15 protein-coding genes are annotated in these 17,681 nt (G+C 64.0%); 12 read left to right on the top strand and 3 right to left on the bottom strand.

From position 1 onward, the window contains the following. Positions 1-610 precede the first annotated feature (610 nt). On the bottom strand, positions 611-3,049 hold the full coding sequence (hrpB, locus tag OHA42_RS22955) for an ATP-dependent helicase HrpB (protein ID WP_406229925.1): 2,439 nt from the start codon (positions 3,047-3,049) through the stop codon (positions 611-613). 291 nt (positions 3,050-3,340) lie between these two features. Here hrpB and OHA42_RS22950 point away from each other — a divergent pair, with 291 nt between their 5' ends. The 4 genes from OHA42_RS22950 (at position 3,341) to OHA42_RS22935 (ending at position 8,035) form a co-directional block, all read left to right on the top strand. Continuing rightward, positions 3,341-4,513: a phosphotransferase gene (locus tag OHA42_RS22950; protein ID WP_406229924.1), complete on the top strand. Its 1,173-nt coding sequence runs from the start codon at positions 3,341-3,343 to the stop codon at positions 4,511-4,513. 158 nt (positions 4,514-4,671) lie between these two features. Further along, entirely contained in the window at positions 4,672-5,931 is a 1,260-nt protein-coding gene (locus OHA42_RS22945) for a cytochrome P450 (RefSeq protein WP_406229923.1), read from the top strand. 1,019 nt (positions 5,932-6,950) lie between these two features. After that, the gene (locus tag OHA42_RS22940; RefSeq protein WP_406229922.1) at positions 6,951-7,292 is read left to right on the top strand and encodes a hypothetical protein; all 342 of its coding nucleotides are present in this window, start codon (positions 6,951-6,953) and stop codon (positions 7,290-7,292) included. After that, positions 7,289-8,035, top strand: a complete 747-nt coding sequence (locus OHA42_RS22935) for an NAD-dependent epimerase/dehydratase family protein (RefSeq protein ID WP_406229921.1) — start codon at positions 7,289-7,291, stop codon at positions 8,033-8,035. The genes OHA42_RS22940 and OHA42_RS22935 overlap by 4 nt, the downstream gene beginning before the upstream one ends. Here the strand turns inward: OHA42_RS22935 and OHA42_RS22930 are convergent. Then, on the bottom strand, positions 7,996-8,190 hold the full coding sequence (locus OHA42_RS22930) for a helix-turn-helix domain-containing protein (RefSeq protein WP_406229920.1): 195 nt from the start codon (positions 8,188-8,190) through the stop codon (positions 7,996-7,998). The two genes, OHA42_RS22935 and OHA42_RS22930, sit on opposite strands and share 40 nt — an antisense overlap. 59 nt (positions 8,191-8,249) lie before the next feature. Between OHA42_RS22930 and OHA42_RS22925 the strand changes: the two genes are divergently transcribed. From OHA42_RS22925 to OHA42_RS22915, 3 genes are all read left to right on the top strand, one after another. Beyond that, positions 8,250-8,477, top strand: coding sequence for a dihydrofolate reductase family protein (locus tag OHA42_RS22925; RefSeq protein WP_406239551.1), 228 nt, complete (start codon positions 8,250-8,252; stop codon positions 8,475-8,477). A 26-nt stretch (positions 8,478-8,503) separates the two neighbouring features. After that, on the top strand, positions 8,504-9,418 hold the full coding sequence (locus OHA42_RS22920; protein ID WP_406229919.1) for an alpha/beta fold hydrolase: 915 nt from the start codon (positions 8,504-8,506) through the stop codon (positions 9,416-9,418). A gap of 183 nt (positions 9,419-9,601) precedes the next feature. Next, positions 9,602-9,883, top strand: a complete 282-nt coding sequence (locus OHA42_RS22915) for an alpha/beta hydrolase (protein ID WP_406229918.1) — start codon at positions 9,602-9,604, stop codon at positions 9,881-9,883. 23 nt (positions 9,884-9,906) lie between these two features. Here OHA42_RS22915 and OHA42_RS22910 read toward each other — a convergent pair whose 3' ends face one another. Next, positions 9,907-10,977: a hypothetical protein gene (locus OHA42_RS22910; protein ID WP_406229917.1), complete on the bottom strand. Its 1,071-nt coding sequence runs from the start codon at positions 10,975-10,977 to the stop codon at positions 9,907-9,909. Positions 10,978-11,335: 358 nt separating this feature from the next. On the opposite strand from OHA42_RS22910, the gene OHA42_RS22905 reads away from it, so the two are divergent. Genes OHA42_RS22905 through OHA42_RS22885 form a run of 5 tightly spaced genes read left to right on the top strand, consistent with a single transcriptional unit; the run spans position 11,336 to position 17,273 of the window. Further along, positions 11,336-12,427 (top strand): TauD/TfdA family dioxygenase, encoded by a 1,092-nt coding sequence (locus OHA42_RS22905; protein ID WP_406229916.1) that lies wholly within the window; start codon positions 11,336-11,338, stop codon positions 12,425-12,427. Further along, entirely contained in the window at positions 12,424-13,401 is a 978-nt protein-coding gene (locus OHA42_RS22900) for an ornithine cyclodeaminase family protein (protein ID WP_406229915.1), read from the top strand. The genes OHA42_RS22905 and OHA42_RS22900 overlap by 4 nt, the downstream gene beginning before the upstream one ends. Then, positions 13,392-14,777 carry a Y4yA family PLP-dependent enzyme gene (locus OHA42_RS22895; protein ID WP_406229914.1) on the top strand — a complete coding sequence of 462 codons (1,386 nt, stop codon included), beginning with the start codon at positions 13,392-13,394 and terminating at the stop codon, positions 14,775-14,777. Before OHA42_RS22900 ends, OHA42_RS22895 begins: the two co-directional genes overlap by 10 nt. Continuing rightward, positions 14,770-15,873, top strand: coding sequence for a PLP-dependent cysteine synthase family protein (locus OHA42_RS22890; protein ID WP_406229913.1), 1,104 nt, complete (start codon positions 14,770-14,772; stop codon positions 15,871-15,873). Before OHA42_RS22895 ends, OHA42_RS22890 begins: the two co-directional genes overlap by 8 nt. Beyond that, positions 15,870-17,273 carry an MATE family efflux transporter gene (locus tag OHA42_RS22885; RefSeq protein WP_406229912.1) on the top strand — a complete coding sequence of 468 codons (1,404 nt, stop codon included), beginning with the start codon at positions 15,870-15,872 and terminating at the stop codon, positions 17,271-17,273. Before OHA42_RS22890 ends, OHA42_RS22885 begins: the two co-directional genes overlap by 4 nt. Positions 17,274-17,681: the final 408 nt, after the last annotated feature.

The following is a 17,681-nucleotide window of genomic DNA, read 5'->3' as shown; positions in this document are numbered from 1 at the left end:
CTTCGCACTTGCCGGCCCCTGGGCGCGCGATTGCATCACCGTCGCCGACACAGTTCCCGACGGTTTCGACGAACTTGCCTTCTGACAGCTCTGGACGACTTGGCCGAACCGGTGCACGGTGTCGGCCAAGTCGTCCGATCGTCATACTGGCGGCGGACCGACCGGTGTGAGGAGCATCCGGCCAGCGGTGGCCTCCTTGATGGCACGCATCCGCCGGATAACCTCTTCGACGGGTCCGGGAATTTGTGTAGTTGTCATGACGCCCTCCTCCGCATAGATCGTTGTTCCTGTCACACGGCATGTGTGGATACCGTTCTGAACATATCGCGTAATCCATTGGCGCGGTGTTGATTTCACTACTTCGCAGAATTCGAGACAATACCGACCAAGCCCGTTCATGTGAATATCCGCTACCGGTATCGAAATATTTTCTCGATCTCGATGAAAATTCCAGACGGCAATGGCGCGATGGATCGCCTAGGTCACACTGATGTGCTTCGCATCGGCCACCGCTGCACTACCGCAGCGACGCCCGTAGCCAAGTTGATCGAATGCTGGGCGATGCCGACGTGCGTACTCATGTTGCTCGACGCGATGTCGCGTGTTCGGGCTAACCGCGACCCGCGTTGCGGGCGGTGCCGCGGTGGGCGGGTACAGTGCCGGGATCTTCCGGCCAGGCGTGTTTGGGGTAGCGTCCGCGCAGGTCGGAGCGGACCTGTGGCCAGCCGGTACGCCAGAAAGAGGCCAGATCCGCGGTGACCGCGACCGGGCGTTGGGCGGGTGAGAGCAGATGCAGCACTACCGGGACGTGGCCCTCGGCCAAGCGCGGCGCGTCCGTCCAGCCGAAGATTTCCTGCACCTTGACCGCGAGCACCGGCGGGTCGGCCGAGTAGTCGAGGCGGTGGCGACTGCCGGACGGGACCTCGATGCGTTCGGGCGCGAGTTCATCCATGTGCGCCGCGGCGGGCCAGGGCAGCAGGCGGCGCAATGCCTGTCCGGCATCGACGCGTTCGAGGTCGGCGCGGCGACGAGCGGTGGCCAGTTCGGGGCCGAGCCAGCTGTCGATCCCGGCGAGCAGTGACTCGTCGTCGACCGGCGGCCAAGGGGCGCCGAGGGTGCGGTGCAGGAAGTCGAGACGCTGTCGCAGGACGATCGCGTCGGCGTCCCAGCGCAGCAGGCCCAGCCCGGTCTCGCGCAGTCCACGACGCACCGCATCGCCGAGCAATCGGCGATCGGGGTCCCGAATCGGATACTCCGACAACAGAATCGCTCCGAGTCGCTCGACTCGGCGAGCAACCACGTCACCGTCGGTCCAGTCCACCTCGTCGACGGTCACCAGCAGATTCGATGCGGCACGGCGGGCGAGCTGTTCATCGGCGACGGCGGCCAACCGTATCCGCCCGTCGGAGTGCCCAGGGTCGCGAGTCGCCACCGCGACCGCCAGCCACTCCGCATCACCCAATCCGGAACCGGGTGGCAGCGTCGCCGCGGTGCCACCAGCCATGAGATAGATCGACGAGCCCGCACCACGGCGACGCGCCAAACGTTCCGGATGAGCCAGCGCGATAACCAGAGCCGGATCGTCGACACCGTCGGACACTTCGACCAATCGCGCCAGCCGCTCGACCTCTCGTCGCCACCGGGTCGGGCGCTCCCGCCGCAGTTCTCGCAGAGCAGCCGTGATATCCACGCCGCGAGCGACGGTGTCGTCGTCGAGTACCGTGACCACTTCCGCGGCCGCCCGCCCCCCGACCTCGGCGGCGCCGTCGAGCAACGCTCGTGCCAACCGCGGATGCAGTCCGATCCCGGCCATCCGACGCCCACGCTCGGTCACCTCATCCGCATCAACCGCCCCCAATGCGCTCAATACATCACGCCCGGCGGCCAATCCGCCGGACGGTGGAGCGTCCCACCAGGCGAGGCCATGTCCGTCGGGGGTACCCCAGCATGCCAGTTCCAACGCCAACCGTGTCAGATCCGCCGTCCGGATCTCTGGCTCCGGATAGGCGGGCAAGGTGGCGTGTTCATATTCCGGCCAGCAACGCCATACCCGACCCTGCGCTTCGCGCCCGGCCCGTCCGGCCCGCTGCTCGGCAACCGCCGCCGAAACCCGGACTGTCGCAAGTCCTGCCAGCCCCCGCACTCGATCGATGCGCGGGACCCGAGCCAGCCCCGAATCGACCACCGCCCGCACCCCCGGCACCGTCAGACTGGATTCGGCCACCGCAGTGGACAGCACCACTCGCCGCCGCGACCCGGGCCGCAGGGCGGTGTCCTGGCCCACGGCCGACAGCCTGCCGTGCAGCGGAACAAGGTCCACCCCTTCGACATCCGCCAATAGCTGCGTCGTCCGGCGGATTTCAGCGGCGCCGGGCAGGAAGACCAGCACGTCACCGCCAGTTCCGGCGAGCGCGGCCCGGGTAGCCCTGGCCACGTGCGCCTCGATTCGCTCCCGTGGCAACGACGGAACATAGGTCAGTTCGACAGGATGAGTCCGCCCCCGCACCTCCAGGACCGGCGCCGCGCCATCTTTACCCAGGAGTATCGAAAGGCGTTCGGCCGCAACGGTCGCCGAGGTCGCGAGCACCCGAAGGTCCGGCCGCAACCCCGCGCGAGCATCGAGCAGCAAGGCCAGCAGCAGATCCGCGTCGAGGTGCCGTTCGTGGCACTCGTCGAGCACGACCGCATCGACCCCGGTCAGCTCGGGATCACCCTGCAACCGCCGCACGAGCAACCCCGATGTGACGACCTCGACCCTCGTCCCCGGACCCACCTGCCGATCCCCGCGCACCGAGTACCCGATGGTCTCCCCCACCGATTCCCCCAGCAGCGCGGCCATCCGCCCGGCCGCCGCCCGCGCCGCCAGCCGCCGGGGTTCGGCCACCAGCACCCGCCCCGGTGTCCCGGCGGCCAACGCCAATGGAACCAACGTCGTCTTTCCGGTCCCCGGTGGCGCCACCAACACCGCGGTCCCGCGGTCGGCCAGGGTTGCGACAATTCGATCGAGAGCCGCACGGACCGGCAGATCGGGAAGCTCAGGCAGTTTCATCGCCAACCAGTCTGCCGCCCGCGTATTCCCTCCTCGCAACGCCTCCCTGGATCGCTCCTGGAATGCAGTTGATGATTCGACCCGCGGCGGCGACGTGGACATGGCCCAGACCGCGTTCAACACCGGATCCGCCGCCGGGTGACCAGTCAGGCGGTCGCGATAGCGTCACAACCAGCGAAAATGTTGTCGTACAACATGATCCGAACCTATCGGGTACTGTCCTTCGGCACGTGTTTGTGAACGGGACAGCTGCTCAGAATATTTCGTACACTCCGGAATCGAGGCAAACGATTGAACCACAAGCTCTGGTTGCTCGGTCGGGTCGTCACAGTCGGTGGTCATGTGCTGCTAGAGAAGATCACCCGGCCGAAAGCGCGGAGCGCCGACGACGTCCCCATCTCCGGTGACGCGATCACCGTCGACTGGCTGACGGCTGTCCTGTGTCGCGACGTCCCCGATGCCGAGGTGCTCTCGTTCAGCACATCCAATGGCAGTCACGGCACGTCCACGCGGGTTGCGATTCGCGTCGACTACAACGAGGCGGGCCAGCAGGCCGGATTGCCTACCGAGCTGTTCGCGAAGACCACCACCTCCCTCAGCCAGCGCATATTGCTAGGCGGGGCGAAAATGATCGACGGCGAAACCCACTTCTTCATGGACTTGCGTCCCGATGTCGAGATAGAGGCGCCGATCGGCTATTGGGGCGCCTTCGATCCGTCATCGTGGCGGTCCATTGCGCTCATGGAGGACATCGCCGCGACTCGTGGCGCGGTGTTCATCGAGCCGAATGCCCCGATCGCCCGCGACCAGATCGAAGATCTGGTCCGCAATCTCGCCCGACTACACGGCACCTTCTGGAAGCATCCGTCGATCGCGGTCCTCAAGACCCCGAACGACATGCTCGACGCCGTCCGCTCCGCGATCGATATGAAGAAACGCTGCGAAGTCGGCATGGAGCGGGCCAAAGAGGTTATCCCTGCGACCCTCTACGGTCAGAGCGACCGATTGTGGGCCGGCGTCGAGCGCGCGCTCGATATGGCGACCAAGGACATGGCCCCGACCTTGCTGCACGGCGACCCGCACATCGGGCAAACCTACGTGACCAGCGACGGACGCATGGGGTACGCCGACTGGCAAGTCGTGATGCAGGGCGGCTGGGCGCATGACTTCGCGTATACCGTCAACTCGGGATGCGAGCCCGACGACCGGCGCGCGTGGGACCGCGAACTGCTGGAGGTCTACCTCGACGAGCTTGGGCGCGCCGGCGGCGAGGTGCCGTCCTTCGACGATGCCTGGCTGGCCTATCGGCAGCAGTCCATGTTCGCCTACGCGGCCTGGGCATTCACCATCGGCCGAGCGGCATATCAACCCAAGATGCAAACGGACGAAACCTGTTTGACCCTGTTGAAGCGAATCACCACCGCCCTCGACGATCACGATTCGCTGGGCGCCCTCGGCATCTGACGAACCTCCACGTGGTTCGTCGCAGCCAAGATCAGTACCCCGACGCTATGCCCCTCAACCGGTTCCGGCCGGAATCAGGTAACGCGCTCCCCGGCGCTGCGCCTCGGCACAGAACCCGTCCCACCCGCCGTGCACACGAATTGTATGGAGTTCCATCCTTGAGTACGCCGCCGTCCCAAATACCCGCCCAATCCTGCCCGGTCTACCACGGCTCACCGGTAGATTCCGACGACCCGCGAGTGCCGCTGCACGCGCCGGAATTCGCCGCCGATCCGCACCGCGCCTACCGCGAAATGCGCAGCCAATACGGCTCTTTGGCTCCCGTAACGCTCGCACCCGGCGTACCCGCCACCTTGGTGATCGGCTATAACACCGCGGTACGGATCCTCAACGATCCCGAACACTTCCCCGCCGATCCCCGCACCTGGCAGAAGAACATCCCCACCGACTGCCCAATCCTCCCACTGCTGGGGTGGCGGCCACTCGCGAGCAGAAGCACCGGACTCGACTTCGCGCGCTACCGCCAGGCCAGCACCGCGAGCCTCGACGCAATAGACCTCTACGCGCTCCACGACATCGTGGAAGGCATCGCCATCCCGCTGGTCAACACCTTCTGCCAGGACGGCAAAGCCGACCTGATCGGCCAATACGTGTTCCCGCTCGTGTTCCAGGTCGTCAATACATTGCTCGGCTGCCCCCCGGAGATCGGGCAGCGAGTCGCCGCCGGCACGGCCGCCATCGTCGAGGGAGTCGATGCCGAAAACGGCAACAAGATACTGTTCGAGGCGCTCCTGGAACTCGTAGCACTCAAACGGACCGAACCAGCAAACGACATCACCACCGTGCTGCTGCAGCATCCGTCCGAACTCGACGAAATGGAAGTCGTCAACCACGTAGCCCAGGTCTACGGCACAGGGATCGAATTCCTACTGAACCTGATCGTCAACACCCTGCTGGTGATCCTCACCGACGACCGGCTCGGCGGCAGTGTCATGGGCGGAAACCTCTCCTCCCGCGAAGCCCTCGACGAAGTCTTGTTCAACGACCCACCATTGGCGAACCTCCTGATCAGCTACCCTCGCCAACCGATCCTCGTCGACGACGTCTGGCTACCCGCGCATCAGCCGGTCGTCATCAGCATGGCCGCATGCAACAACGACCCCGCGATCCGGACCGAGAACCAGGCAGGCAATCGCGCGCACCTGGCATGGGGCATCGGCCCACACGCCTGCCCGGCGCAATCCTCCGCCTACCTCATCGCGCAGGACGCCATCGATCAGCTCCTCGATGCGCTGCCCGAGATGCGACTGGACCTCCCGACCGGGGAACCAGTCTGGCGGCCGGGCCCCTTCCACCGCGCCTTGACAGCACTGCCGGTCGCCTTCCCGCCTTGTCCTCCGTTGAACGTGCACAACTGAGCGTGCAGCGCCCACCAGGCCAGCCACGGCATCGCCGCCAGCGGCGTCAGGCTTGCGGCAGGCGTAGCGGACAGCCGGATGTCCAGCCAGCCAGGGCCGGTGTTCAGCTCCCCGCCCGCGCCGGCCACCTCGGCGGCCAGGCCGGTCACAACCGGCGGTGAACTGTCTCCTTCGATGCGAAGTCGTGCGTCGGCGACGTTGATTCGGACCTCGCGGGGCGGCTGTTCTGAAGTCCAGCTGAGGACTGTTGCCCGCAGCGCCCTGGCCAGCAGTTCGTCCACAGGCGCAGGCAGCGCGGCGCCGTCGGAGCGGATGAGGGCGGTGATCCCGAGGGCTTCGAGTACCGCACCGGTCGCCGCGAGTTCCCCGGTCAGGCTCCACCGGCCGTGGTCGCCGGCCACGGCGCGGACCGTCGCCAGTGCGTCGCGGGCGGTGTGCACGGCGGCGGCAAGTTCGGCGCGCGGGTCGGGGGCGGCGTGCGCCCGGTCGAAAACGACGATCAGCCCGGCGAGTCGGTCACAGAGCGACTCGCACAGATCCCGGGCCACCCGGAGCCGCTCCTGGGCCGCCTCCAGGCGGGCGACATCGGCCTTCGCCTCCTGACGCTGTTGGGTCAGGTCGTGCAGCCAGCACAGTGCGTACAAGCCGACGCCGGTGCCCGCCGTCGCGAGCACGGCCCAATACGGCCGCATACCCGGGTCCTGCGTCGCCCAGTACCGGACCGCGAACTCGCCGAACAGCACCGGACCGACCGCCAGCCAGGCCGGCCCGGGCCGGAACGCGAGCAGGATCGTGGCGAGGAGCAGGTTCGTGACCGTGGCGTATGGCGAGCAGGTGAAGTACAGCAGGTAGGACAGCCCGGCCTGCGCGGCGAGGAGGACCCCACCTTCCGTCGGGTCACCCGCCGGAACGCAACGGGCACGAACAGCGCCGTCTGCATGACCACGACCGCCGCCGGCCACAGGATGCCCCAGCCCTCGGCTACCTCGGCGAACTGCGAGACCTTATGGTCCCCGGAGGTGGGCCGGCTGGATCCAGAACATGTGGTCGGCGTGCACGTGACGCAGATCTTCTCCTTCCCCTCCGGCGATCCGGCCGAGCTGGTCGATCTGACCGAAGAGGAAGGAGCCGCCCTGGGGGTCCTGAAGTGGTTCTGGGAGGAGAAGGGCGCATTCAACGTGCTGCACTCCCAGCAGCCGCAGACCCTCGCGCACGCCCTCGCCGACTCGCCGGCCGGCCTACTGGCGTGGAACGCCCAACTGTTCGACGAGACGGTCGAGGACGACTTCGTGCTCACCAACACCGCGATCTACTGGTTCACCGGCACGGCAGCCCTCGAGCAGCACCCTGTCGAAGTTTGATGTCGAGCAAGGCGGTATACATCGACGCCGCAGGCAATCACGCAAACTCGCAGGTCGAGCCGCGATTCGATGGACCGATCAACGAGTCTGCGCCCACCCTGACGGCGAACGATATCGACTATCGGTCCCACGCCGGGTACGGGCCGAACAAGGTTGCCGCCGAACAAGTCTCGCTCGACAGCGGACTGCCGATCAGCGTCTTGCGACCATCGAGGGTCCACGGGATCGGCGGCAGCTGCCCACGCGAATGGGTCTTCGTCAAACGCATCTTGGACCGGCGCACCGCCGTGCTACTCGCCCGACGTGGAACCGGGGTCGTCCACACCACCGCAGCGGCCAACATCGCCGCCCTGATCGAAACCGTCGCCCACACACCAGGTACACGAATCCTCAATATCGCCGATCCCGATTCCCCCAGCGCACTCGACATTTCCCGCACCATCGCCAACCACCTCGATCATCAGTGGAACGAGGTACTCCTCGACGATCAAACCGACAACCGGCTCGGTGCGACACCCTGGGACTCAGCTCACCCCGTTGTACTCGACACCTCCGCAGCGGCCGCACTCGGTTATCGGCCGACCGGTGACTACGCAACAACGGTTGCCGCACAGATCGACTGGCTCCTCGACGCAGCCGAAGCCGGCGACAGATCGAGGATCCTTCCAGCGGCCGACGATCCGTACTTCGGCCACTTCTTCGACTACACGGCCGAAGACCGATTCCTGGCCCGCGTCTGGTAGATCATCTCTCCCAATGGTGAGAGTGAGCTGTTCGGCCTGCTTCGCGGAGCCGGTCGTGCATCATGTTCGCCGTTGCGGGTGACCTCCCGCATGATCGTCGACGCAGGCCGCTCCAAACGCCGACCGATTTCCGCATACCCAAGCCCCTCCGCCACGGAAAGAACCCGCTCGTCCAACCGTTCCTCGAAACGATCGCCGATCCGGTTCGGTCTCCATCGTCCGCCAGCTGCTCGCGGCCGGTCTCATCGACGAGCTGCACCTGCTCGTCCATCCGCTGGCCCTGTGCACCGGTGAGCGCCTGTTCGACGAGGGATCTTCCATCCCGTTCCGCCTGCTCTCCGCGCAGCCCTTCACCACCGGTGTGGTGCATCTGGTCTACAGCCCCCAGGACGACGCCCCCACCGGCGACTACAACGACGCCAAAGCACACCTTCCCCAATAGCCTTCAGAACCCGAGAGGATCGGACCATGCGAATCCGTATTGTGTCGGCGACCGCCCTCACCGCCGTGGCCTTGTCCGCCATGCTGATCAGCGGCTGCGGCAGCGACGACACCACCGGCGGCGCGTCCACGTCGGAAGCCCGGCCCGCTACGGCCGACCAGGTATCCGCAGACGGCAAAGGCCGCTATGCCGAGATCAATGGCAGTCGGCTCTACTACGAGACGCACGGCACCGGGCAGCCGTTGATTCTGCTGCATGGCGGGTACTCCACCGCCGAATCCACCTTCAGCGCATTCATCCCCGAACTGTCCAAGACTCGCCAGGTCATCTCGGTGGAGCTGCAGGCCCACGGCCACACACCCGATCGCGGGGGCCCGATGAGCTACGAGTCGCTGGCCGATGATGTCACGGCGCTGATCACCCACGTGAAACTCGGCAAGGCCGATCTGTTCGGTTACTCACTCGGCGGCGGCGTGGCCCTGCAGGTGGCCGCCCGGACACCGGACCTGGTCAATCGGCTGGCCATCACTTCGGCTCCCTACCGTTCCGACGGCTGGATGCCCGAGACCCGTGCGGGCATCGCCGCCATTAACCCCGATGCCATGCGCGACAGCCCCATGTACCAGCTCTACAGCAGCGTCGCACCAGACCCGGCCGGCTGGAACGCCCTTGTCACCAAGACCAAGCAGCTGCTCACCCAGGATTACGACTGGACCGCGCAGCTGGCGAAGATCAAAGCGCCCGCCCTCGTCATGACCGCCGAATCCGATGCCCTGTATCGAGACCACGCCACCGATATGGTCTCTCGGCTGAACATCGGAAAGCCCGGCAGCGCTCGACTCGAAATAGTTCAGGGCACAACACATTACGACATCATGTACCGGTCCGATCTGCTCCTGCCCCTGCTCACTTCATTCCTCGAGCCGGCGACTGTCCGGTAAGTGCGCCAACCAGGCCAGCCGCGATCGGAGTTTCGATCGCGGCTTCGCCGCGTCACCGAGCCGACGCGGCAAGTGTCGTTCGACCACAACGATATTCAGGTGACCATCAGCACAGCTTAGCCTAACGGCCACTCACTCGGCGCGGGCGCATCTGTCATCGCCATTCAGTCGAATACCGTTGAGATGCAGTCACTTTCGGCGACGATCCTTTGCGGAACACCCCAAGATGTCGCGGCGCTGAACATCGATATCCCCAACCAGCCGACACTTCTCATACACGGCCGCGACGACCGGATCGCGCCGATCGAACCGATCCGAGAGTGGGCTCGGGCACGCCGCAATATCAACATGCGTGAATTCGCCGACGCCGGGCACGACCTGCTGCACGAACCACACCACGGGAACGTCACCGAAGCCGTGATCGAATTCGTCCTGGCTTCGCGGCACGACCGTACGAGCCGATGAGGTCATGGCCAGACAGTGCGGTGTCATCCACGCGCCCTGGCGGCCAGGGCACCACCGACTCTCCCCACCCCGAGATCGACGATGCGTTCCGTGAGTTGCGAGTACGACAATCCGACCCTGGACGCGGCCAAGGGCAGCAGGCTGCCCGGAGTGAGGCCTGGAAGGGCGTTGACCTCCAAGCACACCGGCATTCCATCGGCGTCGCAGCGGAAGTCGATGCGGGAGTACGAGTACTGACAAAAACCCAGCGCTCGATGCGCGCGCAACGCAATTTCCTGCAACTGCTCAGAAAATTCCGAGGATATCTCAGCGGGACACACTTCAGCGACCGCACCTATCTGATACTTGGCCTGATAGTCGAATAGTGAAGATGCCAACAGTATTTCAACAACAGGGAGTGCTTCTTCGCCCAACACTCCCACCGTGAACTCCCTGCCGGAAAGGTATGACTCCACAAGCAGTTCCCCCTCCGATGCGGCCAAGCCGTCGAGCAAGTGGAGCTCCTCGATTCCACGAACGACAGAAGTGTTGACGCTGGAGCCTCCAGTCGCCGGCTTCACGACGGCCGGTCCATCACCGAGAATCCGCCGCACGTCCGACTCGGCAACCGGATCGTTCGCTCGATAAATCACACGGGGTGCCGTCGGCACGGACGCGACCTGAAGGATCGCAAGGGCTCGCGCCTTATGCCAAGCGGCAGAACAGGCATCGCTGCGGGGGCCGGTGAACGGAACACCCAGCATTTCGAGCCACGACTGCAAATGCCCGTCCTCCCCCCATCCGCCGTGCACCGCAACGTAAGTCATATCTGCATCATGTAGGCAGGCGAGGACTTCCTCGTCGAGCAGCGACGCCGCGATGTTGCGACGCCATAGCCGCTGCTGCTCGATATCTGGCGGATTGTTCGGCACATGATAGGGAGGAAGTGCGGCTGGAAACCGCAGTGGTCCCGCCAGTATCGGCAATTCGGCCGCAAGGTCGATGAGCGTGACCTCATGCCCCAGCTCCAAAAGGGATTGGACAGCGGCCGTACCCGAAGACATTGATACATCTCGCTCGCCACTCTCCCCGCCACAGATCACGTTGATACGCACCGGCGCATTGTGACACAACGCCACGGCTGTGATGAGTGGGCGACATATCAGGTGCCACGGTCACTGTGAGGCGTTTGCCGACGAGTCGTCCAGAGGCGACCGACGCCGAGCGGGCCGCATCGCGGACCCCGCGGCCAATCGAGCCTGGGGCAGACCCGCCGACTGGAGCCAGCCCTTGGACCCGACTACCCATGCAGCGCCCCCAAGTAGGAGTCATCGCCTGCACGAACATCGCTGGGCGGGTGCATAATTCGGACATCTAAACAGATTGACGCGAGCTTAGGAGTGCCTTGCCTAACACGCCGTACTCCGCTATGGTCGACCCCGTTCTTGATTTGCGAGTGGGTCACGTGCCCGGGTGCACGACCACGTTCCCGCGCATCGCCGAACGACCGTGCGCCCTTCGACAGGGCAGGGCACTGCAAAGGGGAAGTTCAGGATGTCGATTGCTGTAAGCAGCGAAATACGTTCACTTGAAAAGCGTATGTTGAGCGCGAATTCGCAAGTGTTCTTGCACCAGCTGGGCACGACGTTGGCTGCAGCATACGGAGGGTTGTCCAATCCTCGCTGTCGGCAAGCGATCTCGACACTGGCAGCAAATATCGAGGGTGAGCTGCGCGAGAAGATATGTCCACCGGCCACGGACGGGGGTGTATGTGTAGTCCGCGGGCTCCTCATCGATGAGCAATCGGTCGGCCGAACTCCGCCGATCTGGGCAGCGATCGATGACACGGCAAGTTTGCCGTTGGATCTGCAAATGTTGTTGCTCGCCAGCATGATCGGCGAACCTTTCGGCTGGCGAGGCCAGCAGGAGGGGCGCCTGGTGAACAATGTCATGCCTGCGCGAGGTTATGAGAGCGTGCAGACCGGGGCGAGCAGCTCGATTCTGTTGAGCCCACACACCGAAGATTCCTTTCATCCACATCGCTCGCACGTCTTCCTTCTCGGTTGCGTTCGCAACCCGGACGGTGTCGCGACGACCATAGCCTCGGTTCGCGATGTGAATCTCTCCGCTGCCGACCGCGAAATACTCTTGCGCCCAACGATTCCGATCCTGCCGGATCTCACCTATGGAGACGTGGAGAAGTGGGGAGCCGCAGATCCGATTCCTACGTTGTGGGAACGGTCGGACGGGCTGTGCCTGCGCTACGACCCGGACTACACGCCGTGGGCCGACGCCGATCCCGATTACCGAGCGGCCTACCTGCGATTGGGAAGCGAACTGGAGCGGGTTACTCGTCGTGTCGTGCTCGAGCCCGGTGACCTCGCGATCATCGACAACGACGTGGTTGTACACGGCCGCGTCCCGTTCACAGCGCGATTCGACGGCACCGACCGGTGGCTCAAGCGGGTAAATGTCGCGATGCCGGATCGGCCGCGCCCGATGGCCGAGTTGACCGAGAATGGCTACGGCCAGCAGGTCGACTATCTCTCCTTGGAGTCGAAATGAATGACATGCCGCTGCGCGTGCTCTCGCGCAATGACCTGGCGGACATAGCTATCACACCCGCCGAGGTGATCAAATCGGTGCGAGATGTTTACGTGACTCTCGCACAAGGCCAGTCTCGAAATCCTGCCAAGATAGCGCTTCCCGTGCCGGACCGAGACTCGATCTCGTATTCGATGCTCGGCTATGACGGGTCTCGACGAGTGGTCGCCTTCAAAACGTCGTACAAGCAGGAGAAGGGACGCGGACAGAAGCAGTACTACACCACTATCACACTCTATGATGACGACTCCGGCGCTCCGATCGCGCTGATGGACTGCGCTCGGATCGGGTCGCTGCGTACACCGGCCGCGACTGCACTTCTCGTCGAGGCCAGCGCTGCACCGACCGCCAGGACGGCGCTGTTGATCGGGACCGGTACCCAGGGCAGGCAGGCATTCCCCTACCTGCTCGAGGTGCTGCCGAACTTGGATCGCCTGTTGCTCTATGGGACCCATGACGCCGGAATCGCCGCGGTGCTGGAGGTATTCCACCAACACCACCCGGATCGGACGATCGAGGTGGTCACTGACGTGACCGGTGCGGTACTCGACGCCGACATTGTGCTGGCCGCCTCTGGCCCAGCCACGGCGGTCAAGGTACGGACAAACTCCTTGAAGCCGGGCGGGGTACTGGTGGACGTCGGATACGGCGTCGCGGACTCCGCGCTGCTGGACTCCGACTACGCGATTGCCACCAGTGCGGGCCAGCTGGCGGTGACCGGGAAGTATCTGGCTGGTCCGGATGGGACGCTACGACCGGTCGACGCCGAGCTACCGGAGATACTCGCCGGCCGCGGCCTCGGGCGAAAGACGCCGGAGGATCGGGTCTTCGCATATAACAGTGGGCTGGTCGTCACCGACATCGCAGTGGGGCATGCGCTGGCAGTCCGCGCTATCGAAGAAGGCCGTGGACAGGAGCTGCGACTGTGGAACTGACCGAGACCGCCGCGCTGCCGCTCCCGGCAAAAGAACTGGGCTGGGTCACTCGGGTGCAAACCGATCCGACGTTGCTCGCCGATATGGCAAATGCGGTAGGCGGCGGCCCATTTCACGTGGTGTACCCCGAGCAGTTCACTACGAATCTCGCGGCGTTCGTCGATGCGATGGTCACTGCCGGTGTCGACGGCAAGGTGTACTTCGGCAAGAAGGCCAACAAAGCCGCGTGCTGGCCGCGTGCCTGTGCCGAGGCGAACACCGGAGTGGATGTCGCAAGCGCGCCGGAGTTGATCCATGCTTTGGCCAACGGCGTTCGAGGCGAGGACCTGGTGATCACCGGGCCCAGCAAAAGCGATGATCTTCTGTGGCTGGCCACTCGCCATCGCTGCCTGATCACGGTCGACGAGCTCGACGAGCTCGACCGAGTGATCGCGATTGCCGACGCGGGCGAAGCGGTCCGCATTCTGTTGCGAGTCCTGCCGCCGTCGAACCCCAACAGTCGATTCGGACTCAACGACAACGAGCTGGCCCTTGCGATCGACCGGTGCATAGCGCATCGCGCACACCTGAGGATGGAAGGCTTCTCCTTTCATCTGACCGGGTACAGCGTCGCACCGCGCGCATGGCAAGCCTCCGATCTGATCGACCGGTGCCTGTCCGCGCGAGCCAAAGGCCTTGCGGCCACCTCGGTTTCGATCGGCGGCGGATTCGCCGTCGACTACGTCGATGCGAGCCCCTGGCAGCAGTTCCTCAGCGAGTATCAAGATTCCTGGTTCCACACCCGGAAGACCTTCAGCGGGTTCTACCCCTATCACGCGGATCCCGCAGGCGCGGAGATGCTCTCGGCGATCCTCGGCAGCTCGGTTGCCTCGGAGCATTCCGATCTCGCTGCCAAGTTTGCGCAGACCGGTACCCGATTGCTGATCGAACCAGGCCGGGCACTGCTCGATGGCTGCGGCTTCACCGCCTTTCCTGTCCTCGGCTACAAGCCGAGACAGGACTACGGGTTCATCACCGCGTCCGGGCTCAGCTTGAGCTTGTCCGAACAATGGTTTGCCAGTGAGTATCTGCCGGATCCGACGCTCTGGCCCCCGCAGGCGCCGAGCACCCCGACGAGTGCCTGTGTCGGCGGCTCGAGTTGCCTCGAAACAGATATGTTGTCCTGGCGCAAGATTCGATTCGATCGTGTCCCGCGCAGAGGTGATCTGTTGATATACCCGAATACCGCTGGCTATCAAATGGATTCGAACGAGTCGGAGTTCCATCAGTTGCCATTGCCACCGAAGGTCGTCGTCACGACCTCGCCGGAACGCATCCGGTGGCGACTGGATTCCGCTGGTGTTTCCCATCGAGGGGGCGGTCACAGCCATGAATAATGCGCTGCAATCGACAAATCATCGCACCGGACAACGAGCCGAGAACATCGCCGAGCGTGTCTCTGATCTGGTCGGCCGTACGCCGCTCATCGAATTGTGCAGAACCGGCTCAGGATCGCGACTGCTACTCAAACTCGAGCAGTTCAACCCGACGGGCTCCGCAAAGATTCGGATGGCTCGACAGATGGTGCTCGACGCCGAGCTGGACGGTCGGCTCCCGCCGGGCGGGCACATCATCGAATCCACCTCAGGGAATACAGGTCTCGGCCTCGCGGTGGTCGCCGCCGAGCGTGGCTACCGATTTACCGCGGTCGTGGACAATCACTCGGCCAAGGACAAATTGCGGGCGATGGTCGCCATGGGCGCACAGCTGGTCTATGTCGCCGATACCAGCGACGACGGTCCGAGCCCGACCGCACGTGAAGAGCACGCCGCCCAACTTGCCGCTTCGGAGGAGGGCGCCTACTTCTTCGATCAGCACAACAATCCGAGCAACGCGCGGGGATACCGGGCGCTGGCCGACGAACTTCGTGCAGACCTTGCTACCGACGTGGACTACCTGGTCAGCTCGGTAGGCACCGGCGGTTCTTTATTCGGTACCGCGCGTGAACTGCGTCGCCTCGGTTCGTCGGTCAGGGTGATCGGTGTCGAACCTGTCGGTTCGATCGTATTCGGTGGCCCGGGCGGTCCATATTGGCAGTCCGGCACCGGCACTCCACCCGGTGCCCCGATCGGCAGCACCATCGACTACGACCTTCTCGACGAGGGGGTTAAGGTATCGGATGTTCACGCCTTTGCGACCGCGCGCACGGTTGCGCGACGCAACGGTTTGATGCTCGGCGGTTCGGTCGGTGGAGCAGTGTATGTAGCGATGAAACGGCTCCGTGAAATTCCTCCCGGCAGCACGATGGTGACCATCGCATGCGATGGCGGCGAAAAGTATCTCGACACGATTTTCAATGACGAATGGATGCGTGAGAAGAACTTGCTGAACTCGGTCGCAGAAGCGGAGGTCACACAATTGCTCGATGAATATGCCAGTGAAATCGGCTCGTCAGCGTTGACTCGGCCCTCGCCACGATCGACGCCGGCATGAGCCTCGCGATCGGTGTGCGCGACAGTCGCCCGTTGATCGCTCTCGCGGCTCCCATCGCGGGGATCCAACTCGCGCAAGTGGCGCTGACCACCACGGACCTCGCGATGATGGGCTTGCTCGGTGTGCAGGCGATCGCCGCGGGCGGGCTGGCGATAACGCTGTACAACCAGGTGCGCACGATGAGTGTGGGTGTGGTGACGGCGGTCGGAAATTTGGTGGCGGGCGCGGTGGGCCAAGGGGAATCGCGCGCGGGTACCGACCAACTCGACGAGCAAGCGCGATCGGAGATCCGTCAGGTCATTCGTGCGGCATTTCTGGTGGCGACCTTCGTCGGTCTGCTCGCGGGAGGTGCGCTTGTCGCACTGAGCTACTCGCTCGTGTGGTTCGGTCAGAACGCGCGCATTCTGGAACTGGCACGGCCGATGATGATGGCATTGGCGTTCGGCCTGGTGCCGATGTTGTGGCTGAACGTGCTCCGTCAATTCGCGGTAGGCATGCGCAGACCCGGATCGCTGCTGTGGGTCACCATCGGCTCTGTCGGGGTGAACGCAGCCATCAATGGCGCCTTCATCTACGGCTGGTTAGGACTTCCGGTCCTGGGGTTGACCGGGATCGGTTGTGCCACCTCCTTTGTCAACCTCTTGACATGCTGCGCCTTCTTCCTGATCGTCCGCAGGGACACCCATCTTGCGCCATTGCTGTCGATCCAGGGCTGGCGCGCGGATCTGAGGACAGTTCGCGCGATCCTGCGAATCGGGATCCCGATCAGCTTGACATACGGATCAGAAGCAGGGCTTTTCTCTGTCGCTGCACTCATTATGGGGAGTTTCGGTCCGACTGTGTTGGCTGCGCACAATGTAGTCATCCAATTGACATATATCGTCTTTCAGGTAACCATCGGCCTTTCACACGGGTCGTCCATCTTGGTGAGTCGAGTGGTCAGCAAGGGAGATCTCGACGAAGCGAGAAGTACCGCCCGCATAGCATTGGCCCTCGGTGTCGTAGTAATGGGCGCAGTGGGCATCGTATATATGATGGCTCCCCGAGTGGTGCTTGTCCCCTTTCTCGATCAAACAGAGGCGGCGGACGTTCTTCCTTTGGCGAAAACCCTTCTCTTCATCGCTGTCGTGCAGCAATTCTTGGACTGCGCACAGAATATCGGTGTCGGACTTCTGCGTGGCCTCGGCAACACCAAGAGCGGCTTTCGAATCACACTCGTCGGTTATTGGGCGGTCGGGCTACCTGTGCTGCTGACCTGTGCCTATGGTTTCGGGCTACGCGGTCCAGGAGTGTGGATCGGATTGTGTGCAGGCTTGGCGGTCACCGCGACGCTGCTGTTGCGGCGTTTCGACCGCGACCTCCACAAGCGAGAGCCCGCGCGCACCGCCGCGTTCGTTTGAAAAACCCAGATCCACCGAGTTACGAAAGAGATCGACATGCGTCTGAATAGCTATGATGAATGGTCGCCACTCCGAGAAGTAATTGTAGGATCGGGGCTGAACTACACCACACACGAGCGCGAGCTGACGTTCGACATGTTCCTTCATGAGAACATTTCCGGCGACAACAACCTTGCACGCAAGCCATGGCTCTACCCGCCATTCTCGCCGCCGGCAGGGACGGATGCACGGTCGAGAATCAGAATCTCGCAGCGCCATGTCGACGAACTGAACGAAGATATCGCAGGGCTCGTCCGCACGCTGGAATCCCTCCATGTCCGGGTTCATCGCCCACTGGATATCGGGCCTACGGTCCCCGAGGTACAGACTCCCGCATGGTCGGCGGCAATGATCCCTGCGCTCAACGTA

It is taken from the genome of Nocardia sp. NBC_01009, assembly GCF_045208035.1.
GTDB lineage: Bacteria > Actinomycetota > Actinomycetes > Mycobacteriales > Mycobacteriaceae > Nocardia.
This window is presented reverse-complemented; position numbering and strand designations above follow the sequence as displayed.

Excerpts from the sequence above, each read along its gene's own strand:
- OHA42_RS22920 (WP_406229919.1), top strand. The coding sequence starts at position 8,504 with ATGCGAATCCGTATTGTGTCGGCGACCGCCCTCACCGCCGTGGCCTTG.
- OHA42_RS22885 (WP_406229912.1), top strand. The coding sequence starts at position 15,870 with ATGAGCCTCGCGATCGGTGTGCGCGACAGTCGCCCGTTGATCGCTCTC.
- OHA42_RS22915 (WP_406229918.1), top strand. The coding sequence starts at position 9,602 with ATGCAGTCACTTTCGGCGACGATCCTTTGCGGAACACCCCAAGATGTC.
- hrpB (WP_406229925.1), bottom strand. The coding sequence starts at position 3,049 with ATGAAACTGCCTGAGCTTCCCGATCTGCCGGTCCGTGCGGCTCTCGAT.
- OHA42_RS22900 (WP_406229915.1), top strand. The coding sequence starts at position 12,424 with ATGAATGACATGCCGCTGCGCGTGCTCTCGCGCAATGACCTGGCGGAC.
- OHA42_RS22890 (WP_406229913.1), top strand. The coding sequence starts at position 14,770 with ATGAATAATGCGCTGCAATCGACAAATCATCGCACCGGACAACGAGCC.